The organism is Halococcus hamelinensis 100A6 (assembly GCF_000336675.1).
Lineage (GTDB): Archaea > Halobacteriota > Halobacteria > Halobacteriales > Halococcaceae > Halococcus > Halococcus hamelinensis.
Genome location: NZ_AOMB01000031.1, coordinates 68,306 through 90,245, shown reverse-complemented (window position 1 = coordinate 90,245; position 21,940 = coordinate 68,306). Strand labels below are relative to the sequence as shown.

Below are 21,940 nucleotides of genomic sequence, written 5' to 3'. Positions count from 1 at the left end.
GAGGGGTCGGGAGACGAGCATCGCCCTCGTCGAACGATAGCCGGAAGCGAGTACGGGAGAGACGGCCGTCCGTTCGCGTGGTGAACGGGCGAACACGCCCCTCAGAAGTCGCTCAGCGCGGTCTGGTTGTTCTTCAGCGACCGCGCCGTGAGGTCGAACTCGGTTTCGAGGTGGGTCGCGAACGCGTCGGCGAAGCCGTGCTGGGTGTAGACTCGCTCGGGCTCCAGCGTCTCGACGGTGTCGACCAGCTCCGAGAAGTCGCTGTGGTCCGAGAGCACGAACGTCTCGTCGTAGCTCCCCCGATACTTGAACGACTCCTCGATGGCCCACCCCGAAAAGCCCGCTTTCAGCGCCCCGGTCGACTCGGCGATCGAGTCGACGAACGAGAGCCGGTTCGTCTGTGCCGGGAGGAGCAACGCGTCGCCCGCCCCAAGCGTGGTCGCCTCCTCGTAGCGTTCGGCCCCGAAGTCGACGTCACAGGCGTCCTCGATGATCGCGTTCAGTCGCGCCGTGGCATCGGTGACGAACAGCCGCTCGCGGTCCGAGCGCCCGACCAGGAGTTCGAGTTCCTGGGCGCGACCCAGGGTGTAGCCGAAGAGCAGGACGGGCGTTTCGTGGGTCTCGTCCAACCAGTCGACGATACGCGCTTCGAGCACGTCCTGGTCGTCGAAGACGTACTTGGGTTCTCCGTAGGTCGTCTCGGTGATCAGGACGTCCACGTCGTACTCGTCCGCGACGGCGGCGGCGTCGAACCCGTCGAGCACGAACCGCGAGCGCGGCGAGAAGTCACCCGTGTAGAGGTAGGTCGTCCCGTCCGGGTCGTCGACGATCGTCGCTCGGGAGCCCGGAACGTGGCCCGCCGGGACCTGATCGACTCGCGGATGGGTGGTTCGAGTGAGCGGTCCCTCGTCCTCACGGCGGGCGTTCGCCAGCCGGGCCGTGACGTCGGAGCAGACCACCGCCTCGGGAGCGCGCGTGTAGAGGTGGTCGCCGTGGGCGTGGCTCAGTCCCACGATGTCCGCCGCGGGCTCGGTGGCGTCCGCGACGAACGTCTCGCCCGTCGAGAGTTCGATTCGAACGCCGTCCCGGAGGCTGACGGCACCGCTCATCGGGGCGGTTCCTCCAAACACGCGGGTCGCACGGGACGACTCGTTCGTGTCTTTCGGCTGGTCATTGGTCCTCGTAGAGCCGTTTCACCCGTTCGAACCGGTCGGCGTCCTCGGGGCCGAGGTCGTCGCGAAAGCCGCCGAACCGGGGGAAGCGGAGTGCGTAGCCCGAATCGTATTTCGTGGACTCCTGTATCGCCTCGTACTCGACCTCGACGACCACCTCCGGGCGGAGTTTCGCCGTCCGACCCTCCACGGACTCGATGAGGGGTTCGAGCTTCTCGGTTATCTCGCGGAGCTCGGCGTCCGTGAGCCCGGAGAACATCCGCCCGACCTCGCGGAGTTCCTCGCAGTCGGCGTCCCAGCAGGCCAGTCGTAGTCGTCCCAGCCACTCGCTCTTGCGGCCCGCGCTCCACTTGGCCTGGACCACGACGAGGTCGAGCGGCTCCATCGTGGGTTTGACCTTCAGCATGTAGCCGACCCGCGAGCCCGGCTGGTAGCCCGCATCGAGGTTCTTCACCATCAGGCCCTCCTGGCCGGCGTCGAGCGCGTCCCCGTAGAACTCCTCTGCCGTTTCGAGCGCGTCGGTGCGAACGTGTTCGGCGCGCACGACCGTCTCGCTTCCGGGGTCGATGACCGCTTCGAGGCGTGAGAGTCGGTCCGAGAGCGCCGCTTCGACGAGCGGGTCGTCGTCGTGATAGAGCAGGTCGAAGGCGTGGACCGTGACCGGGTGCGCGGCCGCGAGTTCGTCGATGTCGGTCTTGCGCTTGATGCGCTTCGAGAACTCCTGAAACGGTATCGGCCGGCCGGTCTCGGGGTCGTAGCCCACCACCTCGGCTTCGACGACCGCCGTTTCCGCGGTCACCTCGTCCCGAACCGCCTCGACGACGTCCGGGAACTGTTCGGTGACGTCTTCGAGCCGGCGGGTGAACACCCGGATCTCGTCGCCGTCGACGTGGATCTTCACCCGCATCCCGTCGTACTTGTATTCGAGCAGCGGTCGTTCGATCGACTCCAGCGCGTCCTCGAGACCTTCCGCTTTCCGCGCCAGCATGGCCTTCACCGGTCGGAAGAGCTCGGCTTCGAGCTCGTCGAGTCCCTCACGACCCCGGTCACGGGCCGTCTCGCCGACCACTCGAAAGTCATTCGTGACCTCGTAGGCGCGTTCGACCGCCCGGACCGCGTCGTCGGCGTCGTCGAGGAACGCCCTCGCGAGCGCGTCGCGGATGGTGCCCTCCCCGACGCCCAGTCGCATCGTCCCCACGATGGTCCGGACGACGTACCGGGCCTCGTCGGAGCTCGCGTCCCCGAGCAGATCGGCGATATCGTCGGTCGCCCGGGTCTGGCTGCCCGGTCCCTCGTACGTGGCGAGGCCGCGAAGCGTGTCGTAGACCCGCCGAACCGAGAGGCTTCCCGAGAACAGCGTCGTCTGGACGCGGTTCTCGACCGCTTTCGCCGCGGCGTCGCCGAGATCGCCCGTCTCGCGTCGCCAGTCACCGATCCGGTCGGCGTCGACGCCCGTGGCGTCGCTCAGGGCGCGAACCGTCAGCGACGACGAGACGCCGAGGTCGTCGGGCTCCCACGAGGCGAAGACCCGCCCGCGGGCGAGCCCGGTGAGCTCCGGCAGGAGGTCGCCGGCGTCGGCGAACAGCTCGGCGAGGATGGCCGTCTTCTCGAGCGTCGACGGGGTGGCGTCGAGACGGTCGTAACACTCGACGAGCTGCGAATATTCCACGAGCGATCGAGGGCACGAAAACGCAAAAAGCCGCGGGTTGCGGACGCAACGCCCGATCGAACGGCGGACGAAGGGGACCGGTCGTTCGTCGTCGGCGGCGGTGAATGGATTCGAAACGAGCTACGAGCTCCGTCCGGGATAGGTGTCCTGCCAGGGCCGGACACGTTCGAGCGCGGCGCTCGCCGCGAGCACCGTCTCGTCGGCGTGTCGCCGACCGACGACTTGCAGCCCGACCGGCAGCCCGTCGACGAACCCCGCCGGTACCGACGCGACCGGGTGCCCGGTGAGGTTGAACGGCCAGGTGAGACACCAGTCCACGACCGGGTTCGCGACCGACCGGCCGTCGATCTCTTGGGGACCGTCCTGCCCGTGTTCGAACGGGGGCACCGCCGTCGTCGGGGTCACCAATAGGTCGTACTCGTCGAAAATCGTCTCGACGGCGTCGTAGAAGTCGGTTCGTGGGCGGTCGGCGCGCTTGTACGAGACCGCGTCGGAGTCCTCGCCGATCCGGACCATCGTCCGCACCGAGGACGAGAGCCGCTCGCGGTCGCCGTCGCCGATGAGGCCCTCGGCCTCGAAACCGTCGACCATCGACGCGAACACGACGGTCGAGATCCCCGTGAACGCGTATCGGAGGTTCGAGAGCGTCCCGTCGTAGGGCGGATCGGTTCGGTCGACCCCGTCCACGACCCCCGCGAGGTCGGAGAGCGCGTCGTCGGTGACGTCGGCGACGCGCTCGGCGACGTCGAAGATCCCGAGGTCGGGGCTGTACGCCACGCTGAGATCCTGCGTGTCGCGGTCGAGCGCGTCACGGTAGGAGCCCGTCGACTCGGGGAGACTGTACGGGTCGCGGGGGTGTGGCCCCGAGAGGACGTCGAGCGCGAGCGCGGCGTCCTCGACGGTGCGCGCGAGCGGGCCGATGCTCGTGAAGGGGGTCGACAGAGCGAACCCGTCGGGCCGGGTGGCGGTCGGCACCCGGCCGAAGGAGGGCTTGATCCCGTAGACGCCACAGAAGGTGGCGGGAACGCGTATCGAGCCCCCCATGTCCGAACCCTGGGCGAACGCCGCGAGGCCGTCGGCCACGGCGGCCGCGCTGCCGCCCGACGACCCGCCGGAAACCCGCTCGGGGTCGAAGGGGGTTCCCGTCCGGCCGTGGAGCGGGTTCTCCGTGACGAGTTTGTGGCCGAACTCCGGGGCGTTCGTCGTGCCGATGACGACCGCGCCAGCGGCTTCGAGGCGTTCGGTGACGACGGCGCTCTCCTCGGGGACGAACTCCCCGACCGCCGCCGACCCCATCGTCGCCGGGACGCCCGCCTTGTAGCCGAAGAGGTCCTTGAGCGCGACCGGCACCCCGGCGAGCGGGCCCGGGTCCTCGCCGCGCTCGACCGCCGCTCCGACCTCGTGGGCACGCTCGCGGGCATCGTCCTCGATGAGCGTGACGTAGGCGTTCGTGACGTCGTTGCGGGCGGCGGTCCGGTCGAGGTACGCCTCGACGACGTCGACCGGCGACAGGTCGCCCGCGCGGACCCGCCGTGCGAGCGACGTCGCGGTGGCGAACGGAATATCCGACATGGATCGTCATCCCGCGTCGGCACCAAAAGGGTTCCTGCGGCCGGTCACCGTCGTCGGCGACCACCCGACCGTTCCGGATTCGAGGTCCTCGAAGACCCGGTGTGAGCCGAGCCAAAGGCTATCCCGTTCCGCTCGATACGTGTCCCATGGCTACCGACACCGACGGTGCGAGGATCGGGTTCGAACGTCCGCTGTGCATCGTGATGGGGTTCGTCTACGTGGTCGCGGGCGTGCTCCACTTCCTCGTCCCGAAGGCGTTCGCCCGGATCGTTCCACCGTCCCTCCCCCGTCCGGTGGCGCTCGTCTACCTCTCCGGGCTCGCCGAGGTCGTTTTCGGGGTCGGGGTCACGATCCGGCGAACGCGCTCGCTCTCGGCCTGGGGGATCGTGGCGCTGCTGGTCGCGGTGTTCCCGGCGAACGTCCACATGGCGACCAGCGGGATGGTCCCCGAGTCGGTCCCCGACCGTGCTCGCGGGCTCGCCGAAGCGGGGCTCTGGGCACGGCTCCCGCTCCAGGGCGTGCTGGTCCTCTGGGCTTGGCGGTACACGCGCTCGGGGCGGTCCACGACCGAGTGAGTGGTTAGGAAACCCGACTCCGACGAACCGATGCCGCCCGCCGGGCCGCCCGAAACGTCGTCCGACCGACAGCCTCAGGTGTTCGGGAGGCGGAGGATCCGGTCACGAACATGGACCGGAACCGGATACGACCGTCTGCGGCGACTCGGGAACGGTAACACGGTGACCGACGCGTATCCGGCCGGTTCCGCCGACCGTGGCTCCGACCATGGATAGGCGCGCGCTCCTCGAACGTGCCGGCGCGGTCCTCGGTGCCGTCGCCGTCGCGGGCTGTGGGTCGGTCGCGATCCCGGACGAGCTCTCCAGCGGGAGCGCCGGCGACTCGGGGTCGTCCGCGACCGAGGCGAGCACGCAGCGTCCCGACCCCGGCGCACAAACCGACGGGACGTCGACCCCTCAGACCACCGAGCGCCCCAGCGTGGATCCGACGGCGCGCTCGACGCCAACGCGACGACCGACGGCGCGACCCACGACGACGGCAGCACCACGAACCGAGACGGCGCGGGCGACGCCGGACCCACCCGCGAATCGATTACTACTGGCGGAGGAAGTGGGCGAGCGGTGGCGCTACAGGGACGCACCGACCGAGCGCGGGAACGGGACCATCACCGCGGTCTACGGGATGGTCCGAGAACCCTCGGCGAAGCTTCGGACGCGGCTCTGGCCTTGCGAGGGCGAATCGCTGGCCAACCTCGGGGGGACGTGTTCGCTCGGCAACCTCCCCGAACGCTATCGGGCGATGGACGGTATCGAGACCGCGACGCCGACGGTCGGCGAGACCGCGTTCGCGTGGTGGGCTGGCGCGGCGACCGACATCGAGGTCGTCGCGAACGACCACGTGTTCCGGATGACGTACACCACCCCCGGCCCGAGCGCGGTAGCCACCGGCGGAACCGGCAACCGAAACCCGGTCCTTCGGCGACTGACCCGACTCGCGCGCCGACAGGTCGGCAAACTCGGGACGGTTTCCTGACCGGCGGACCGGGGTCGGGGGTCGACCGAGCGGTGTGAGTCGGGGTCGGGGTTTCTGCGAGCTATCGGTCGCGAGCCGCCTGCCACCGACCGGCCCGCCACTCCCAGAGGAGTTCGAGCCCGATCCACCCCAGGCTCCAGACGACGATGACCGTCGCGACGAGCGCGGTCGTGGAGAGGACCCCGAAGGATTCGGTGAGCCCGACTAGCACCGGATAGAGCAGCCCCGAGAGCGCGATGGCGAGCACGAGACTCCCGACGGCACACGTGTGGTGTTCGGTCCAGCCGACGGTCGTCACCGGGTTCGGTTCGTGCTCGGTCTCGGATGAGCCCTCCTCCTCGTCGATGCCGTGGTGTGCGTACACATTTACCACTCCTGAACGGGGATTTGCACCGATCGACAATGAACGTTCCGCCCGCATCGAACCCGTCGGTTCACCCCGCGACGGATCGACCGGCCTCACACGCCGGACGATGGTCGTTCCCCCGCGAACGGGTGCCGTCGAGCCGGGCCATGTCGAGCCCCTCAAAAGGGTCGGCCCCGCATCGAACGCCGAGGACGTCGATGAAGGATTTCTACAAGAAGCTCATGAAGATGAGCATCGAGGACGCGGAGGAGATCGCCCGCGAGAGCGAGATGGACGCGGTCAACGAGATGGCGATGCAGCTCTACCAGACCCGAGTTCGCCACTGGCAGCTGAAGGCGACGGAGGAACACCAGCTCGACTTCCCGGACGACCCGACGGCGATGTACGACTGAGACCGTCCTTCCGAACCCCCTCGAAACCCCTCGCAGCATCCCTCTCGACCTGCGAGGAGGCTGCTCCCGAACTCGCGACACGTTCGAACGGGCGCGCCTACTCGAAACTACACTATCAACACGACCAACGGTTTTTACAAATTTTTACAAACAGCACCCTCGCTATGCGTAAGGTTATTATCTTACTAGTATCGATTAGCAATCGATATGGCACACATCCACCTCGGCGAGGGGTCGTTCCCGCTGTGGGCGCTCGTCCTCTGGAGCGTTCTTGGCATCGGACTCCTCGGGGTCGCCACGTACCGTGTTCGAAAGAACGGGATCAAAACCAGCCAGGTCGCGCTCGCGGGCATCGGTGCCGCGGCGAGCTTCGCGGTCTTCCAGCTCAACCTCCCGGTCTGGGGCGGGATCCACATGAACCTCACCGGGCTCGTCGGCATCCTCGCCGGGCCGCTGCTCGGGGCGGTCATCGCGCTCGTGGTCAACGTCTTCTCCGCGGCGCTCGGCCACGGCGCGGTCGGGCTGCTCGGCGCGAACGTGCTCGTCAACGCGACCGAGGCCATCATCGCCTACTACGCCTTCCGAACGTTGATGAGGACGGACTGGGACGTCTTCCCGGCGAGCGCGAGCGCCGCCACGCTCGGGCTCTCCGCGGGCGCGGTCCTGATGGGGGTCATCATCGTGGTCTCCGGGGTCAACGGCAGCGCCCTCCCCCGTTCGGACCTCGCCATCGCCGTCGCCGGCATGGTCGGGCTCAACCTCGGCGTGGCCGTCGTCGAGGGGCTGCTGACCGGCTTCATCGTCCAGTTCCTCGCCTCGATCCGGCCCGACCTCGTTCCCGGTGTGACCCGCACGGAACGCGAGACGGCCGACGGGGTGAGCGCCTGATGCGGCGCTGGAAGCAGTACGGCGGACTCGCCGGGTTGCTCGCGGTCTGTCTGGTCGCCGGACTCTACGGCTTCACGTCGACCGGGGGCGCGCTCCCCTACGCCGAACGGTTCGGACAGGCGCTCCAGCAGGGTGCACGGGAGGGCGGCGGGCCGCTCGTCGACCTCGGACGCGGTGTCGTCATCGCCGGGCCGATCAGCAAGGGTGGACTCGTCACGGAGTACGTCGCGATCGTCCTCGTCCTCGTCGTTATCGGGGTTGGACTCTACCTCTACGCCGTCCGGTATCGGAGCGGGAGCGACGGGGACCACGACGACGGCCAGGACGCGGTCTGAGCGAATGGCGACGCTCTCGAATCACGTCCCCGACCCGCGACTGATCACCGCGTACGCCGAACACCGCGACAGCCCGCTCCACCGGGTGAACCCCTGGACCAAGCTCGGCGTCGTCGCCGTGCTCGTTCTCGCCGTCACCGTCGTGGACTCGCTCGCGGTTCTCGTCGGTCTCTACGCCGCAACCCTCCTCGTCTACGGGATCGCCGACCTGCCGTACCGACGGCTGGTTCGGTGGTACACGCTGCCGATGCTGTTCATCGTCTCGGTGGCCGGGCCGCTCGCCTTCCTCGAACCCGGAACGCCGATCCTCGGTGCGCTCGCGACCCCGCTCGGCGACCTCTCGGTGACGTGGGCGGGGGCCGCGCTGTTCGCCGAGCTGACCTGCCGGTCGCTGACGGTCGTGACGTTCACGCTCACGGCGTCGATGACGACGACGTACACCGACGTCGCCTACCTCCTCGGGCGGGTGCTCCCCGCGCCGATCGACCAGGTCGCGCTGTTGACCTACCGGTTCACCTTCGTCATGCTCGAAACCCTCGAAGACCTGGTGAAGAGCGCGCTCGCACGCGGGGCGAACCTCGGGGAGTTCTGGGCGAACAGGCGGCTCTACGCACGTATCCTCGGGATGACGATGCTGACCGCCATCGAGCGCTCCGAACGGCTCGTCAAGTCGATGGAGGCGCGCGGCTACGAGGGCGACATCACCCTCTACAGCGACGTCCAACGACCGCCAGCGAGGGAGGTCGCCGTGGTCGTTGGGCTGTTCGCCCTCGTCGTCGCCTACGCGCTCGTGGTCTCCTACGGGGTGGTGACGATATGAGCGAGCGCACGACGACCGACGGTGTGAACGAAGCCGAGCCACTGGTCGCCCTCCGCTGTGAAGCCCACACCTACCCCGACGGAACCGTCGGAATGCACGACGTCGAGTTCGCGGTCCACCCCGACGAGGTCGTCGCGCTGGTCGGCGGCAACGGTTCGGGGAAGTCGACGCTGCTCGAACACCTCAACGCGACGCTCGTGCCCGACGAGGGCGAACTCCGCGTGACCGGCCAGGCGGTCACGAACGAGAACAAGGCCCACGCCCGTCGGGAGGTCGGCTTCGTCTTCCAGGACGCCGACACGCAGATCGTCGCCCCCACGGTCCTGGACGACGTGCTGTTCGGGCTCCACAACTACGGCGTGCCCGCCGACGAGGCGGAGCGGCGGGCCCGCGAGGCGCTCGCGACCGTGGACGCGAGCCACCTCGAAGACCGTATCCCGCACTACCTGAGCGGCGGCGAGAAACGGCTCGTCGGGCTCGCCGGCGTGCTGGTGCTCGAACCGAGCGTGATCGTGCTCGACGAGCCGTTCGCCGGGCTCGACCCCGAGCGCTCGCGGCTGGTCGCCGACCGGATCCGCCGGATCGACGCCGAGGGGATCAGCGTCGTCCTCTCGACACACGACCTCGACACCGCGGCCGCGATCGCCGACCGGGTCTGTGTGATGGCCGACGGGGGCGTCGTCAGCAGCGCCACCCCGCAGGAGGTCTTCTACGACGACGACCTGCTGGAGCGGGCGAATCTCCACCCACCGAGCACGGTTCGGATCGCGCGTGATGCGGGGCTGGAGACCGACGCACGGCCCGTCACCGAGACCGAACTCGTCGCGTTGCTCGACGAAGGGTCGGCGGGGACGGACGGCGGAGCGGTCGCTCACACGGGTACGGAACCGACCGACTGACGCGCTCGGTCGACAGCGACCGCCGCAGACGCTCGAAAACCGAAAACCGACCTACTCGTCGTACGTTTCGGCGGACTCGTCCATCGCCCTGAGTGTGCGTTCTTCAAGCGACGTGAGTTCGTGCTTTCGCGCCGTCCGGAGCGCGTTCTCGTACTCCGGCTCCTGAAGCAGAGAGATGGCGAAGAAGAGGACGATCGACAGCGGGAGCCCGATGAATATCGGGTGGAGTCCCAGATACTCGCTGGTGTCCGCGAAGTAGCCGATCCACCACCACGCCACCGTCGCGCTGGCACCGATAGCGAGGCTCCAGAACGCCCCGTCCGTCGTCCCGCGGGGCCAGTAGAACGCAGCGAGCCAGGGGACGAGGACGCCGCCGGTGAGCGCGAGCGCGCCGAAGACGATCAGGTCGATGATGTTCGGGAGGATGATCGAGAGGAACAACGAGCCGACCATCAGCCCGACGACGGCGATCCGGGAGACCCGCCGCTGTCGTCTGTTGCTGGCGTCGGGGTTGAGGTAGCGTAGGTAGATGTCGTCGACGAAGTTCGACGCGCCGGAGAGCAGGAAGCTATCGCCGCTGCTCATGATCGCGGCCACCAGCGCCGCGAGGAGGATCGCGGCCAACCACGTCGGCAGGAGGTCCCGCATCATCTGTGGAAGGATGAACTGCGGGTTATCGATGTCGGCGTACATCACCAGACCCATCGCACCGATGAGCAGCGGCACCGGGATGTACGCGAAGCCGATGATACCGTTCAGGTTCGCGCCGATGAACCCGTCCCTCGGGCTTCGAGCCGACATGATCCGCTGGAGGTAGCCCTGGCGAACCAGCAGCGAGGGGACGAGCGTCACGATGTACGCCGCGATGAGCGTCCAGTTCAGCGCGAACAGGTCGAATGCCTGCGGCGCGACGGCCGTGACCTGGGTCGTCATGGCGGAGAAACCGCCGAAGTCGCCGATCGCCACTATCGCGACGACCCACAGCCCGACGAACAACAGCACGCCCTGGATAAAGTCGGTCCACATCACCGCGCTCATCCCGCCCGCCGCCGTGTATATCGTGATGATGACCGCACCGATGATGGCCCCCTGCGTGACGGTCAACGTGTCGGCGAAGATGAAACTGATGATGGTCCCCGCCGCCAGCCACTGGGCCGCGAGCGTGCTCACGAACCGGAGGATGTAGAACGGTACCGCGATGACCCGCGTCCGCTCGTCGTAGCGGTCCTCGAGCAGCGATGGGATGGTGATGTTCTTCGTGTTCGGGAGCTTCCGACCCAGCAGGAACGCGACGACGAACGAACTCGCGAGCGTGATACCGTAGCTCCAGAACTCGGTGATGCTCTCGGACTCGAACGTCCCCGCGACGAGCCCGATGGTCCCCCCCGCCCCGATCGCCGTCGCGAAGAACGAGAGGGCGACCAGGTACCACGGTGCGCCCTTCCCCGCCAGGAAGAAGTCCGTGATGTCCTCCATCCCCTTCTGCTGGAAGTAGAACCCGACCGCCAGCATCCCGAGGAGGTAGATGACGACCGTTGCTAGTATGACCGTCTGTACCATACACCTCCGGCGACTGTACACTATATAAATACTTTGTTCCACCGTTGGACGTCTCCTCGACAATAGTGCGGTCGCTGCCATCGAGTTCCCATCCCACCGGAAAAACGTCGAATACCATCAGTTCCGGGCGGGATACGTCGCCCACCGATGCGCCGAGAGGCTGGTGCATCGCGCGAAATCCCGCCGAGTGACACGTTCGAGGGAAACCTCGCGACGGTTCGCGGTGGGCTGGACTACGGCGGGCGGGCTACTCCTCGGCTCTGATCTCGCCGACGTTACCGTCGGTCTCGATCGTCGTGTCGTACTTCGTCGATAGCTCCTGCAGCCGCTCTAGGATCCGCGTTCCGACGGTGCCGGTCGCTCGAACGGGCAGCCCCCGTTCGGGGGGCGAGCTATCGAGCTGTAGGGAGATCGGGTAGAGTTCGATGCCGTCGAGCGTACCGTCCTCGAACCGACAGCGCGGCACCACGCTCTCGTAGTACGCCCGATTCCCGAGCGCCCCGACGAACTCGCCGTCCTCGTCCAGGGTACGGGCGTCGTAGACGTCCGGCGGGAGCGCCGAGTGGTCCAGCCCGTATCGGTGGTAGATCTCCGCCGGGAGGCGCTCGACCAGCTCACTCTGGAAGACGAGGTTACCCAGGCCGTAGAATATCGGGCGGCCGTCGTAGACCTCGATCGGGCCGAGCACGTGCGAACCGTGGGTGACGAACACGTCCGCCCCGGCGTCGATGCACGAGCGGGCGTACCGTTCGACGAACGCCGGCACCGAGGCGTCGTTGACCGCCCCGTTCTCCCCCTCATGGCTGTGGAGGCTGGCGACGACCCAGTCCGACTGCCGGGCCGCACGGCGGATCTGGTTCAGGTTTGCGTCGCGGTCCCGCGCCTGTGGGGTCTGACAAACGCCCGGGTCGTCGCTGACCGCGAACGTGAGCGATGTTCCGACGTGTGCCCCGCCGGGGTTGAAAAAGGAGAACGTCGAGTCGTTCTCGTTCGAGAAGTACGCCTCCGGATTGAACCGTCGTAGACTCTCCTTGACCGCATCGAGACCGAGGTGAGCGCTCAGCGCCTTCACCCGGTCGAACTGCTCGGGGCTCACGCCGAAGGTCGTCTCCAGCCGGAGCGGGTTGAGCCCCGGCCGACCGCCCACGTCGGGTCGCTGTTCGCCGGCCGCGCTTCCAGGGGTCATCGTCGAGCAGGCCGAGACGAGCCCGATCCGACCGGCGGCGGTATCCCGATAGGCAGGGGCTCGGGCGAGCGCCAGGTTCTCCCCCAGACCGGCGGAGGCGATGCCCCGCTCGTCGAGGGCGCGCATCGTGGTTTGGACCCCACCGACACCGTAGTCCCCCGTGTGGTTCGTGGCTGCGCTGAAGAGGTCGAAGCCGGCCCACACGAGTTCGTCCGCCACCCACGGCGGGGCCCGCATATAGGTTCCCCCGCTGGCGGCGCTGGGTGGGGCCTCGAAGTCGTGGAGGAGGGTTTCGAGGTTGACCACGGCCGCGTCGGCGTCCCGGATCGGCTCCACCAACCGTTCGAGCCCCGGCCGTTCCAGCGCGGACCACCGTTGGACGAGGATCGCATCGCCGCCGAGCGCGATCGAGAACGTCGACCGTTCGGATCCTGACATACGTCCCCTACGGCGAAGCGGTAGTTAAACCGATTCGGTGAAAAATCGCCACGACCCGTTCTCGTCCCGGCGGAATAGAGGGGCTGCGGACGGCCGTCGCGGCTCACCGATGACTTTTAGCCCCGCGGGGTGAGCGGGCAGGGTAGATGACGATCACCGACCTAGAGGCGATACCCATCGAAGTGCGCTTCAGCCCACGAAGCGAGGACGGGGGGCTCGGCTCCTACGCACGACAGGACAGCAGCCGGTCGGTGCAGCCACGCGTCCTCCTCCGGCTGGAGACCGACGACGGGGTCACCGGTTGGGGTGAGATGCTCCCGACGATGGGGTCGGTCGACGTGGTCCGGTCCGTGTTCGAGAAACTGATCGCGCCGTACGTCGTCGGCCGGGAGGTCTGGGAGATAGAAGCCTTCCTCCAGGCCATCGACCGGAACTCGTTCACGCTCGCCTACTACAACGCGAACGTCCAGACCTTCGTCGCCGGCGTGGAGATGGCGATGTGGGACGCCTGGGGGAAGCATCTCGGCGAGCCGGTCCACAGACTCCTGGGCGGGAAGTACATCGACGAGGTGCCGTTCGCGTTCGCGCTCGGGGTCGTCGATATCGAGGAGTCACGACGGATCGCGCGACAGGCCGCCGAGAACGGGTTCGAGGTGCTGAAGACGAAGGCGGGTCGGGACTGGCGCTTCGACGTCGAGCGTATCCGGGCCATGCACGACGCGGTCGACGGCGAACTGGAGTTCCGCCTGGACCCGAACCAGGGCTACAGCTTCGAGGACGCGGTGCGAGTGGGGGCACGGTTGGAGGACGCCGAGATCTATCTCCAGTATCTCGAACAACCGGTCCGCGTCGACAGTTTCGGCACCCTCAAGCGGCTCCGACAGCGGCTGACGACCCCGATCGCCGTGAACGAGGACCTCTACTACCCACACAACATGCTCCACCTCGCCAGGGAGGACGCGGTCGACGTGGGTGTCGTCGAACTCCTCTCGATGGGTGGCATCCTGCGACTCAAACGCCAGGTCGGTGTCGCGTCCGCGCTCGGCATCTCGCTCTCCCACCACTCGGGGCGCGACCTGGGCATCAAGACGGCGGCGATCCTGCAGACGGTCGCGACGACGCCGGCGATCGCCCTCCCGCCGGATACGGTCTACTACGCGTGGGCGGACGCCGTCATCGAATCGCCGTTCGAGTTCGATGACGGACGGCTGAGCGTGCCCGACGACCCCGGGCTGGGCGTGACCGTCGACACCGAGGCGATCGAGCGACACCGAGTCGAGGAGTATCGGTCCGAACCGACTGCCGACCCCGAGTGAAACACCCGACACGCGGTTGAAAGCGTGATTCGATGAGCGGGCCGACCATCCGAACCGCTCGTCGAGGGGTCAGTTCGAACGCGCCTCGTTTTGGTCGTGAATCACCGTGAGCAGGTCCCCGAGATTGGCCGCGATGTGGTCGTAGAGCTCGCGTCCCTTGGAGTCGCTGGCCTGCTCCGGGTCGCCGACGGCCCCGGAGTCGCTGTACTCGTCGAACTCGCGATGGACCGCTAGCGGGCCGTCGACGAACAGGTCCTGTCGAGCCGCGTCGTAAGGTTCGTCGCGGCGAGTGCCGGTGATCCGGTCCTCGCGAACCAGCTCCGGGCAGACGTGTAGCATCAGGGAGGTCTCGAACTCGCCCCCGTGTGAGACCCCGCCGGTGGGGCTGTCGCGGATCCCGTCGACGACGTCCGCGGCCAGCGAGAAGTACGTGAGCCCAAGGACTTCCACGGATGGGTGAGCGGTCCCCACCTCGCTGACGGCGTCGGTGACGACGGAGGCGTTCCCGCCGTGGCCGTTGAGGAACACCAGCGCGTCGAATCCGTTTCGAAGCGCCGTCTCGGCGACCTGACGCAGCGTTTCCAGCAAACCCCGCGTATCGAGCGAGACGGTGCCGCCGAGCGAGAGGTGGTGCGGCGACCGACCGGTCCAGATCGGCGGTGTGACGACGACCGGCACCGTCTCGGAGGTCCGGGTCGCGCCTTCCTGCGCGACCGCGTTCACCAGGATCGAGTCCGTCGCGGTCGGGAGGTGGAACCCGTGCTGTTCGAGGCTTCCAGTGGGGACGACCAGTATCGAGCCGTCCCTCTCGGCGACGTCCAGAACGTTGGCGTAGGTCATCGCGGCCCACGACACCGCCGGTTCACCGACCCAGTGATGCTCCATCCACCACCATCACCGGGAGACCATATCACTCTTCCACAACGAACACGGTATCCAGCGACTCGGCCGACAGTGGGCAGGTTTATACACGCTGCACGGGGGGAGAGGATATGGCAGCGATCAGCGACCTGACCCCGACCGAACTCCGTCGTGACCTCCACACCTACCCCGAAGCGGGCTGGAAGGAGTTCCGAACGACCGCGCTCGTCGCCGAGGAACTCGCGGACCGTGGCTACACGGTCTCGCTCGGTGGCGACGCTATCGACGTCGACCAACGACTCGGTGTGCCCTCCGCGGACGAGGTCGAAGCCGCCGAACAGCGGGCCCGCGACGAGGATGCACCCGAGGCCTATCTCGAACGAATGGACGGCGTCACCGGACTGGTCGCCGAGAAGGCGTTCGGTGACGGCCCCGTCGTCGGCCTCCGCGTCGATATGGACGCGCTCGAACGCCCGGAGGCGAGCGACGAGTCACACTACCCGGTCAGCGAGGGATTCGCCAGCCGCCACCCCGACGAGATGCACGCGTGTGGACACGACGGCCACACCGCGATCGGGGTCGGCGTCGCCCGCGAGATCGACGACGGCGACGCGTTCGATGGAACGCTCCGCGTGTTCTTCCAGCCCGCCGAGGAGGGCGGACGCGGCGGGCTGCCGATGAGCGAAACCGAGCATCTGACCGGTATCGACTATCTGTTCGCCCTCCACCTCGGGCTGGACAACGAGACCGGTCGGGTCGTCGCCGGCTACGAACGGCCCCTCTCCAACGCGAAGGTGGACGTCGTGTTCACCGGGGAGTCGTCCCACGCGGGGAAGGCCCCACAGGCGGGCAGGAACGCGTTGCAGGCCGCGACGACGGCCATCCAGAACGTCTACGCGATCCCGCGCCACGAGGACGGCGCGACCAGGGTCAACGTCGGGCAGGTCCACTCGCCGAACGCACAGAACGTCATCTCCGAGCTGGCGCGGATGCGCGTCGAGGTCCGCGGGAAGACGGCGGCGATAAACGAGTACATGCTCGAGGAGGTCGAACGGATAGTCGAACACGCCGCCGGAATGCACGAGGTCTCCGTCGAGACGTCGTTGTACGGGAAGACGACGACGTTCACGGCGGACGAGGCGGCGGTCGACATCGTCGCGGACGCCGCGCGGTCGGTCGAGGGCGTGACGGAGGTCGCCCGTCGGGAGGACATCGGGGCGAGCGAGGACGCCTCGTATCTCATCGAACGCGTTCAGGAACTGGGCGGGAACGCGACCTACGTCGGCATCGGAGCGAGCAACCCCTACGGCCATCACACCGCACGCTTCGACATCGACGAGGCCTCCCTCGGGATCGGTATCGACACCGTCGCGGCGGCCATCCGCGACTGCTGAGCTCGACACCGCCGCTGCCCCCGATTCTCGGATTCGGGTTCGTCCGAGATCATCCGGGTTCGTTCGGGAAACGACTGTGGCTCGAATCGCAGGTACAGGGTTATCTCCCCCGCAATCCGAGACCGTCCATGAACGTCGACCAGGAGCGTCTCCGAGCGGATCTCGAAACGAACGGTTCGTTCGGGGCCGTCTCAGGGGTGGAAGGCCGGGGACGAACGCTGTTCACCGGCACCGAGAGCGACCGGCGGGCACGGGAGTACTTCGTCGAACGGCTGGAGGCCACCGGTCTCGATGTCCGGGTCGACCGCGTCGGCAACATCGCCGGTCAGTGGACGCCGGTCGGCTGTGACCCCGCGACCCCGCCGATAGCGGCCGGGAGCCACCTCGACTCGGTCGACACCGGCGGGATCTTCGACGGCCCGCTCGGCGTCTATGGGGCGCTGGAAGCCGTTCGTTCGATCCGCGAGAGCGACGCCGACGTGGGACGGCCGCTCGAAGTCGTCTGCTTCACCGAGGAAGAGGGTGGACGATTCGGGAGAGGAACGCTCGGGTCGTCGGTCGCGACGGGCCGCTGTAGCCCCACGGACGCACTCGAACTCGTCGACGACGACGGGATCTCGCTCGCGGATCGGCTTCGCGATATCGGCTTCGCCGGCGAGGACACGATCGACGCGAGCGGGTGGGACGGCTGGCTGGAGCTCCACATCGAGCAGGACACTCGACTGGTCGAGGCGAACGCGACGGTCGGGGTCGTCGACTCGATCACTGGGATTGCGAACGCCACCGTGACGATCGACGGCGAGGCGAACCACGCCGGATCGACCGCGATGCGGGACCGCACGGACGCGTTCTGCGCCGCCGCGGAGTTCGTCCTCGACCTCGAACGCGTCGCGACCGAGCACGCACGCGAGAGCGGAACGACGGTCGGAACGGCCGGGGAGCTCACGGTCGAGCCGAACGCCCGCAACATCGTCCCGGGCGAGGCACGTCTCGAACTCGACATCCGGGACGTCGACCACGACCGCATGAACGACGTCGTCTCCGGCTGTCGTTCGAGCCTCGCACGGCTCGAACGCGAACGCGGCGTCGTCACCGAACTCGACCGGTATCGCGACGTCCCGCCGACACCGCTGAGCCCGAACTGTATCGCCGCCGTCGAGATGGCCGCGGGGGACTGTGACGTCTCCGCGATCGGGCTCCATTCGGCCGCGATGCACGACACCGCGAACGTCGCACGCGTGACCGACGCCGGCCTCCTGTTCGCCCCGTCCGTCGGCGGCGTCTCGCACTCGCCACAGGAGTGGACGGACTGGTCGGACTGCGCGACCGCGACCCACGTTCTCGCCGACGTCGTTCGCGTGCTGGCGACGTCGTAACTCCTGTCGATCTCGGTCGCCGAGTGCTCCAATTCCGTTCAGAGAAACGCCACGGCGAGCATCGCCACGAGTATCGTGAGGGTCAACAGGAACTGGACGACCGTCGAGGTGAGCATCCCGACCACGGTGTAGGCGGCGGTTCGGGCACCCCGGATCGGGTCGCCGTGGCGGTAGAACTCGGCGGCGAAGACGGTGACGACGACCCCGACCACGAGTCCGAGCGGGCCGGTGAGGAAGAAGAGGACGAGCCCCACGACCCCGGCGAGGGCGCTCGTCACCAGCGACCCGCCACCGGCGGCAGCCGAGATGGCCCCCGAGAAGTAGTCGGCGACGAACGCGAGCACGCCGATGACGGTGAGCGCGGCGAGCAGCGCGAGCCCGGGCTGGGTGTAGCCCGTGGCGTACCAGTAGCCGTAGACGCCGACGAGCGAGAGGAGCGCGCCCGGTATCAGGGGAAAGAGGCTGCCGACGACGGCGAGCACGAGGACCCCGAGGGCGACCAGCGCGAGGGGTTCGACCATGTTCGGTCTCCCGGGCGACGGGAGTAAACTCCACCGACCTCTCGCGACGTTCCTCAACGCCTAAATGCGCCAGCCGCCCAGGGGCTTCATCGGGCGATGGAGTCCGCCTGCCCCAACCGCTGGGTTTCCAGCTGATGACTCCTTCTCCAGCCAGCCATGCCCGACACCCACCCGCTCCGAACGCTCGAATCGGTCGTCCTGATCGCCATCGGCGGCTTCTCCGGCGCGAACTGCAGATACTTCGTCGCCACGCTGGTCCCGGGACCGGTAGGGACGCTCGCGGTCAACGTCCTCGGGAGTTTCGTGCTCGGGTTCGTCCTCTACGAGGCCATCTACACGGGGATCCTCGCCGAACGGACGCAATTGGTCCTCACCACGGGCTTTCTCTCCTCGCTCACGACCTACAGCACGTTCGGCGTTCAAACCGTTCTCCTCGACGCGCCGCTCCTGATGGTCGGCAACGTCGTCGCGACCTACGTTCTCGGCTTCGCGGGCGTGTTCGCGGGCCGCGCGCTCGCCCGCCGTGTCGAGACGGGCCAACGGGGGGCGAGCGCGTGATCGACATCCACCCCGCACACCTCGTCGGTACCGGCGGGGCCATCGGTGCGCTCTGTCGGAGCTACGTCGGCCAGCGGCTGAACGCGAACTACCCGCTTGGGACGCTCACGGTCAACGTCGTCGGGAGCTTCGTGCTCGGACTGGTGACGTTCGCCGGCGTGGGCGGCGACGTCGCGCTCCTCGTCGGTACCGGGGCCTGCGGCTCGTTCACGACCTTCTCGTCGTTCTCGGTCGAGACCTTCCAGCTGGCCGAGGCCGACGACTGGGACCGGGCCGTCGCGAACGCCGCCGCGAACCTCGTCGGCTCGCTCGGGGCGATCGGGCTGGCGTGGCTCCTCCTCCAGCTCGTCGGCTGAGCGGAACGACTCAGTCGACGTAGCGGGCGCGTTCGGCCCGTGCCGCCTCGTCGCCGTAGCGTTCGATCAGGGATTCGTAGGCGTCCCCGAGCCCGCGGAGGCACTCCCGCTGGGAGTCGTAGCCGAGTTCGGCGGCGATCACCGAAGTGGGTCGTGACTGGAGGACGCGCATCACCAGCAGCCGCTCCTCGCGGGCCGACAGCGCGGTGCTCCCGGGGTCGGTGAGGTGGGCGAGCGCGACCCGCCGGAAGACGTGGGGATGGGTCTTCGCGAGCCCGGGGCCGTGGGCCGCGCTCGCGACGACCCGCCACTCGTAGGGCGAGCAGTCGTGGTCGGCGGTAGTGGGGGTAGCGGCGAGAACGGCCCGGACGATGTCGGGGTCGAGTTCCCGAAGCGAGTCTGAGAGCGTGCCGCCGACCCGCTCGACGAACCACTGCGCGTGGCGGTCGCGGAGGGCCTCCCCGTCGTCGGTGAGCGGGTCGAGCATCAGGACGGAGTGTTCGCCGCTTCGTTCGTTGCGCGTGGTGGCGAGGTAGACCGTCGAGAAGCCGTTTCGCCGCCAGAAGTCGACCAGCTCCGGCGTCGCGCCGTAGCCAACGCCGAGCCAGTCGGTCTCGATGCGTTCGCGGACCGAATCGAGGAGGCACGACCCGAGCCCGCGCGAGCGGGCCGCGTCGTGGGTGGCGATCCGGAGCACGCGCTGGCCCACCGTGACCCCCGCCCCCTCGTCGCGGAGCTGGCTCGTGAGCACGTCCGGGAGGAGGTGGCCTTTGATCCGGCTGCCCTCGTAGACCGCGCGGCGGCGGTCGGCGGGGAGACCGCCCTCGCGTGCGAGCAACGCGACCGAGACGACGTGGCCCTCCTGGAGCAGGACGTGCACCGAGACGTTCGGCGCGTCGAGCAGGCGCGCGAGGTCGTTCGGTTCGGTGCGGTAGTGGGCCGCGACGAGCAGCCCGAACGCCTCCCGGAGCCGGTGTTCGTCCGCGAGCAGGCCCCTCGGATCCAGCCGTTCGTACGTCACGGTCCCCGGGGTGGCGTCGGTGACGAGCGGGTCGACCGGGGGTCGCGCGTCGAGACACAGCGCCCGGAACGCCCAGACCTCGACCGGGTCGCCCGCGGCGTACCTGATCGGCTCGTCGAGCCGAGACTCGGCGACGTCGAGGGTGGAATCGTCGAGTCGGCCGCGAAAACGGACCGAGAAGCCGCGGCCCGCGCCCTCGTAGCCGTGGACGGTGGTGACGAACGCGACGGCCGGGGTGTCGAGGAAACCCTCGAGGAGATCGACGGGGAGGGCGGCGGCCTCGTCGACCACGACGAGGTCGGCCGAGGCGGCGCTCTCGACAGCGACACTCGGCGATTCGAAACGTACCTGGCCGCCGCTCACGGCGTCGACCCGGTGCGGTCGGTCGTCGCGGTCCGACCCCGCGAGCGCATCGATCGAACCGAGGAGACTTCGTGCACGCTCGAAGACCGCACCGGCGCTCTCGAAGCCCGGTGCGGTCACGACGACCCGCTGCCCGGCGGCGGCGAACGCGCCGGCCGCGAGTCCGGCGGCGCTCGACTTCCCGCGACCCCGGTCGGCCTCGACCACCAGCGCGTTGCCGGGGGTTCGGAGGCGCTCGAACGCGTCGAGACAGTCGGCCTGGTCGGCGGTCAGACACGCCTCGTAGGCGGCGCGCGGGAACTCGCTGTCGACGGGGACCGACGGTGCGGATCCGGGAGATTGTGGCGACGGGTCGGTGCGGCCGTCGCGTTCGACGGTTCCGGTATCGACGTCCACGATGGCGATACCGCGGTGGGTGCGGAGCGTCTCCACGAGGCGGCTTCTGAAGTTCCCCGCCACGTCGTCGGCGTCGAACGGCGTCACCGCGAGCGTGGCGTCGAAGCCGTCCCGTCGGTCCGGCCAGTCGTCGAGCGGCGGGGTGAGGAGGACGAACAGCCCGCCGCCGTCGACCGCACCCACCGCGCGACCGAGCGCGTTCGGGCGGCACTCGTCGTGACAGTCGAGCACCACGCACTCGCGGGTGGTCCCGAGGAGCGCGTCGGCGTTCTTCGGCGCGACCCGTTCGCAGCCGAGCGCTGCGCCCTCACGAGTGGCGACCAGCGTCGTCGCGGCGTCGTCGATCCCGGCACCGGCGAGGGCCTCGCGGGCCGCCGAGCGACACGCCTCGTGCGCACCCGCGAGCACGAGGAGCCGACGCTGGTTCGCCCGGCGTGCCTCGTCGCGGAGCGCGGCCGCGAGGTCGGCGGTCATACCACCGTCTGGGAACGGACCGACATGGGTGCGTCGTTCGCCGGGCCGTCGGGCTTCTGACAGCGACCGAAAATTTTAGTCGATCCGTCACGAACTCGGGACGAGATGAGCCCTGCGGATGCCGTACGGGAACGACTCCACCGCCTCCGGGAGCGCTTTCGCGGCGATACCGACGACGAGGAGACCGAGACGTCGCCCTGGCGACGGTACGGCTCACTGGTACAGATGGCGGTCGTGGTCGCGGCGGCGTTCGGCGGTGCCATCGCGAGCACCGCCTCGACCGCGCTCGATTCGGGGTCGCGGGTCGTCCGCTCCGGCGGCCCGGCGCTGCTCGACGCCCTCTGGCCGGTCCTGCTCGGCGTCACGCTGGTCGCGGTGGTCGTCTGTGTCGTCGTGGTCGTGCTCGGCATCAGAAACGTGTAGCGCGGAGTTGAGGATCGGAAACTTCCGACGGGCCC

General features: G+C 68.5%; 22 protein-coding genes and 1 riboswitch. Of the genes, 13 read left to right on the top strand and 9 right to left on the bottom strand.

From position 1 onward, the window contains the following. Positions 1-101: 101 nt before the first annotated feature. The 3 genes from C447_RS10490 to C447_RS10480 all read right to left on the bottom strand — a co-directional run bounded on the left by C447_RS10490 (position 102) and on the right by C447_RS10480 (position 4,413). Positions 102-1,109: a hypothetical protein gene (locus C447_RS10490; RefSeq protein ID WP_007693675.1), complete on the bottom strand. Its 1,008-nt coding sequence runs from the start codon at positions 1,107-1,109 to the stop codon at positions 102-104. A 61-nt stretch (positions 1,110-1,170) separates the two neighbouring features. After that, positions 1,171-2,841, bottom strand: coding sequence for an ATP-dependent DNA ligase (locus tag C447_RS10485; protein ID WP_007693674.1), 1,671 nt, complete (start codon positions 2,839-2,841; stop codon positions 1,171-1,173). 120 nt (positions 2,842-2,961) lie between these two features. Beyond that, on the bottom strand, positions 2,962-4,413 hold the full coding sequence (locus C447_RS10480; RefSeq protein WP_007693673.1) for an amidase: 1,452 nt from the start codon (positions 4,411-4,413) through the stop codon (positions 2,962-2,964). A 146-nt stretch (positions 4,414-4,559) separates the two neighbouring features. On the opposite strand from C447_RS10480, the gene C447_RS10475 reads away from it, so the two are divergent. Continuing rightward, positions 4,560-4,988 carry a DoxX family protein gene (locus C447_RS10475; RefSeq protein WP_007693672.1) on the top strand — a complete coding sequence of 143 codons (429 nt, stop codon included), beginning with the start codon at positions 4,560-4,562 and terminating at the stop codon, positions 4,986-4,988. A 208-nt stretch (positions 4,989-5,196) separates the two neighbouring features. Further along, positions 5,197-5,961: a hypothetical protein gene (locus C447_RS10470; RefSeq protein ID WP_007693671.1), complete on the top strand. Its 765-nt coding sequence runs from the start codon at positions 5,197-5,199 to the stop codon at positions 5,959-5,961. Positions 5,962-6,022: 61 nt separating this feature from the next. Here the strand turns inward: C447_RS10470 and C447_RS10465 are convergent, their stop codons facing one another. Then, on the bottom strand, positions 6,023-6,325 hold the full coding sequence (locus tag C447_RS10465; RefSeq protein WP_007693670.1) for a hypothetical protein: 303 nt from the start codon (positions 6,323-6,325) through the stop codon (positions 6,023-6,025). A 200-nt stretch (positions 6,326-6,525) separates the two neighbouring features. Between C447_RS10465 and C447_RS10460 the strand changes: the two genes are divergently transcribed. From C447_RS10460 to C447_RS10440, 5 genes are all read left to right on the top strand, one after another. Continuing rightward, a complete protein-coding gene (locus C447_RS10460; RefSeq protein ID WP_007693669.1) occupies positions 6,526-6,720 on the top strand; it encodes a hypothetical protein in 195 nt (64 codons plus the stop codon). 207 nt (positions 6,721-6,927) lie between these two features. After that, a complete protein-coding gene (locus C447_RS10455) occupies positions 6,928-7,608 on the top strand; it encodes an energy-coupling factor ABC transporter permease (RefSeq protein ID WP_007693668.1) in 681 nt (226 codons plus the stop codon). Continuing rightward, positions 7,608-7,943, top strand: a complete 336-nt coding sequence (locus tag C447_RS10450) for a hypothetical protein (protein ID WP_007693667.1) — start codon at positions 7,608-7,610, stop codon at positions 7,941-7,943. Before C447_RS10455 ends, C447_RS10450 begins: the two co-directional genes overlap by 1 nt. A 4-nt stretch (positions 7,944-7,947) precedes the next feature. Further along, complete coding sequence (locus tag C447_RS10445; RefSeq protein ID WP_007693665.1) at positions 7,948-8,763, top strand: energy-coupling factor transporter transmembrane component T family protein; 816 nt, start codon at positions 7,948-7,950, stop codon at positions 8,761-8,763. Further along, the gene (locus C447_RS10440; RefSeq protein ID WP_007693663.1) at positions 8,760-9,662 is read left to right on the top strand and encodes an energy-coupling factor ABC transporter ATP-binding protein; all 903 of its coding nucleotides are present in this window, start codon (positions 8,760-8,762) and stop codon (positions 9,660-9,662) included. Before C447_RS10445 ends, C447_RS10440 begins: the two co-directional genes overlap by 4 nt. Positions 9,663-9,713: 51 nt before the next feature. Here C447_RS10440 and C447_RS10435 read toward each other — a convergent pair whose 3' ends face one another. Next, entirely contained in the window at positions 9,714-11,222 is a 1,509-nt protein-coding gene (locus C447_RS10435) for a sodium:solute symporter family protein (RefSeq protein WP_007693661.1), read from the bottom strand. 247 nt (positions 11,223-11,469) lie between these two features. Further along, positions 11,470-12,846 carry a CapA family protein gene (locus tag C447_RS10430; protein WP_007693659.1) on the bottom strand — a complete coding sequence of 459 codons (1,377 nt, stop codon included), beginning with the start codon at positions 12,844-12,846 and terminating at the stop codon, positions 11,470-11,472. Between the two features lie 146 nt (positions 12,847-12,992). Between C447_RS10430 and C447_RS10425 the strand changes: the two genes are divergently transcribed. After that, complete coding sequence (locus C447_RS10425) at positions 12,993-14,162, top strand: mandelate racemase/muconate lactonizing enzyme family protein (RefSeq protein WP_007693657.1); 1,170 nt, start codon at positions 12,993-12,995, stop codon at positions 14,160-14,162. 69 nt (positions 14,163-14,231) lie between these two features. On the opposite strand, the gene C447_RS10420 is transcribed toward C447_RS10425, so the two are convergent. Continuing rightward, the gene (locus C447_RS10420) at positions 14,232-15,047 is read right to left on the bottom strand and encodes a creatininase family protein (protein ID WP_007693655.1); all 816 of its coding nucleotides are present in this window, start codon (positions 15,045-15,047) and stop codon (positions 14,232-14,234) included. A gap of 107 nt (positions 15,048-15,154) precedes the next feature. Between C447_RS10420 and C447_RS10415 the strand changes: the two genes are divergently transcribed. Both C447_RS10415 and C447_RS10410 read left to right on the top strand, forming a co-directional pair. Next, entirely contained in the window at positions 15,155-16,417 is a 1,263-nt protein-coding gene (locus C447_RS10415; protein ID WP_007693654.1) for an amidohydrolase, read from the top strand. A 128-nt stretch (positions 16,418-16,545) separates the two neighbouring features. Then, a complete protein-coding gene (locus C447_RS10410; protein ID WP_007693652.1) occupies positions 16,546-17,793 on the top strand; it encodes a Zn-dependent hydrolase in 1,248 nt (415 codons plus the stop codon). 38 nt (positions 17,794-17,831) lie between these two features. On the opposite strand, the gene C447_RS10405 is transcribed toward C447_RS10410, so the two are convergent. After that, entirely contained in the window at positions 17,832-18,314 is a 483-nt protein-coding gene (locus C447_RS10405) for a DUF456 domain-containing protein (RefSeq protein ID WP_007693649.1), read from the bottom strand. A gap of 83 nt (positions 18,315-18,397) precedes the next feature. Further along, positions 18,398-18,465: riboswitch (Fluoride riboswitch) on the top strand. A 5-nt stretch (positions 18,466-18,470) separates the two neighbouring features. On the opposite strand from C447_RS10405, the gene crcB (C447_RS10400) reads away from it, so the two are divergent. Both crcB (C447_RS10400) and crcB (C447_RS10395) read left to right on the top strand, forming a co-directional pair. Then, positions 18,471-18,872: a fluoride efflux transporter CrcB gene (gene crcB, locus C447_RS10400; RefSeq protein ID WP_007693647.1), complete on the top strand. Its 402-nt coding sequence runs from the start codon at positions 18,471-18,473 to the stop codon at positions 18,870-18,872. After that, positions 18,869-19,228, top strand: a complete 360-nt coding sequence (crcB, locus tag C447_RS10395; protein WP_007693645.1) for a fluoride efflux transporter CrcB — start codon at positions 18,869-18,871, stop codon at positions 19,226-19,228. The genes crcB (C447_RS10400) and crcB (C447_RS10395) overlap by 4 nt, the downstream gene beginning before the upstream one ends. A 10-nt stretch (positions 19,229-19,238) precedes the next feature. Here the strand turns inward: crcB (C447_RS10395) and tmcA are convergent, their stop codons facing one another. Then, complete coding sequence (gene tmcA, locus C447_RS10390) at positions 19,239-21,482, bottom strand: tRNA(Met) cytidine acetyltransferase TmcA (RefSeq protein ID WP_007693643.1); 2,244 nt, start codon at positions 21,480-21,482, stop codon at positions 19,239-19,241. A 105-nt stretch (positions 21,483-21,587) separates the two neighbouring features. On the opposite strand from tmcA, the gene C447_RS10385 reads away from it, so the two are divergent. Beyond that, positions 21,588-21,905, top strand: coding sequence for a hypothetical protein (locus tag C447_RS10385; RefSeq protein WP_007693641.1), 318 nt, complete (start codon positions 21,588-21,590; stop codon positions 21,903-21,905). Positions 21,906-21,940 lie beyond the last annotated feature (35 nt).